Genomic DNA, 2,306 nt, shown 5'->3' on the forward strand with positions numbered 1-2,306 from the left:
CTTGCGGAAGCCGCCGCGGCGCTCACCGCGGTCCTCGCCGTCGCGCTCGGCGCGGGTCGGGCGGCCGGTGTCCTTGCGCAGGCCGAGGCGACGGCCGTTGATCTCGGCGTTGGCCGCGGCCTCGAGCTGGGCCGAGGTCAGGTCTGCCGGCAGCTCGACGAGCGAGTGGTTGCCACGCAGGTCGATCGCGCCGATGGCCGAGGCGGGCAGGCCCACCTCGTTCGCCAGCGCACCCACGATGTTGCCCGGCCGCACGCGGTCCTGGTGGCCCACGGCGATCCAGTACGTCGCGTTGCCGGCCGCAGGTTCCCGGGCCGGGCCACGCGAGCCGCGGCCGTCACTCGTGCCGCGCTCACGGCCGCCGTCGCGCCCACCCTCGCGGCCTCCGTCGCGGTCCTTGCGGCCGCGGGCGCCGCCGAACGGGATCTCCTGCTCGCGGGCCAGCAGCGGGCGGCCGCCCTGGGTCATCATGCCCAGCGCGGCGGCCACACGCGCCGGCTCGACCTCGTGCTCGTCGACGTACGCGGCGACGATCTCACCGAACACCGCCAGCTCCTCCTCCGAGGCGCGCTCGAGGGTGCGGGTGATGCCGTCGGCGAAGCGGCGCTTGCGGGCCGCGTTGACGTCGGCGACGGAGGGCACGGCCATCTCCTCGACCTGCTGGCGGGTGGTCCGCTCGATCTGCTTGAGCAGGAAGCGCTCGCGCGGGGTCATGAAGAGCACGGCGTCGCCCTGGCGGCCGGCGCGGCCGGTGCGGCCGATGCGGTGCACGTAGGACTCGGCGTCCTGCGGGATGTCGTAGTTGACCACGTGCGAGATGCGCTCGACGTCCAGGCCGCGGGCGGCGACGTCGGTGGCCACGAGGATGTCCACGCGGCCGGCCTTCAGGTCCTCGACGGTCTTCTCGCGCTGCTTCTGGGCGATGTCGCCGGAGATGGCCACGGCCTTGAACCCGGCGCGCGTGAGCTTCTGGGCGAGCTCCTCGGTGCCGGCACGGGTGCGCACGAAGGCGATGACGCCGTCGTGCTCCTCGGTCTCGAGGATCCGGCTCAGGGCCTCGAACTTCCACTGGTGACCCACCTGCAGGTAGCGCTGGCGGATCGTGGCGGACGTCGTCGACTGACGGGCGACGGCCACCTCCTCCGGGGCGTTCAGGTACTGGGCGGAGATGCGGCGGATGGCCGGGGGCATGGTGGCGGAGAACAGCGCGGTCTGCTTCGTGTCCGGGGTGGAGGCGAGGATGCGGTCCACCTCCTCCGCGAAGCCCATGCGCAGCATCTCGTCCGCCTCGTCCAGCACGAGGGTCTGCAGGTCGGACAGGTCCAGCGAGCCGCGCTCGAGGTGGTCGATCACGCGGCCCGGCGTGCCGACGACGACCTGCGCGCCCCGGCGCAGTCCGGCCAGCTGCGGTCCGTAGGGGGAGCCGCCGTACACGGCGAGCACGGAGACGTCGTCGAGGTGCTTGGCGTAGCCGTCGAAGGCGTCGGCCACCTGGAGGGCGAGCTCGCGGGTCGGGGCGAGGACGAGCACCTGCGGGGTGTCCGCGCGCCCGGTCACGTCCGTGGTCTCGGCGAGGCGGGACAGGGCCGGCAGCGCGAACGCGCCGGTCTTGCCGGTGCCGGTCTGGGCCAGGCCCACGACGTCGCGGCCGTCCAGCAGCAGCGGGATGGTCGCCTCCTGGATCGGCGAGGGGCGGGTGTAGCCCAGGTCCTCGACGGCGGCCAGCACGCGGGCGTCCAGGCCGAGGTCCAGGAAGGTGGGGCCGGCGGGCTCGGCCGGGGCCTCGGGGGCGGCGGGCTCGGCGGCGTCGACCTGCGGGACGGTCCCGGTGGCCTCCAGCTCCGCCCCGGCGAGCTCGGGGGCGACGGTCTCGGCCTCGGGGGCGGTCTCCACGGGCGCGGCGGTCGGGGCCTCGGCGGTGGTCTGGGGATCGAGGATGTCGGACATGGGTCCTCCTGTGGGGATGCGCGGGCGCACGCCGGAGGACGTCGGTCGCGGGTCGACGTCGTGGGGCGCAGGGGCCAGCTGGGTCAGATGATTCCGTCCACCCGGCAGCCCCCGAGGGCCACGACGTTCGTGGCCCGCACACACATCTGCACAGACATCTGCAGTCCGGCGTGGCACACGCGTCCACGCTCACTCATCACAGGGGGAGAGACCGGATCCGGTCCGCCCAGTCTACGCCACCGGACCCCGGGCCGGGCTGTGCCCTCGGACACCCCGGTCGCTCACCGGCCGGGACGATAGGCTCGGCACGTGCCCCAGAACAGCGAAGACCGCCCCCTCGCCCGCGGACTCGGCCGGGC

General features: G+C 74.5%; 1 protein-coding gene. It reads right to left on the bottom strand.

Annotated features, from left to right (window positions below; translation table 11 throughout):
- On the bottom strand, nucleotides 1-1,947 hold a 1,947-nt coding region (locus HMPREF3105_RS09805; protein ID WP_070709451.1), incomplete at its 3' end, for a DEAD/DEAH box helicase.
- Nucleotides 1,948-2,306: the final 359 nt, after the last annotated feature.

Origin of the sequence: Micrococcus sp. HMSC31B01 (assembly GCF_001816085.1) — a bacterium.
GTDB classification, from domain to species: Bacteria; Actinomycetota; Actinomycetes; order Actinomycetales; family Micrococcaceae; genus Micrococcus; species Micrococcus luteus.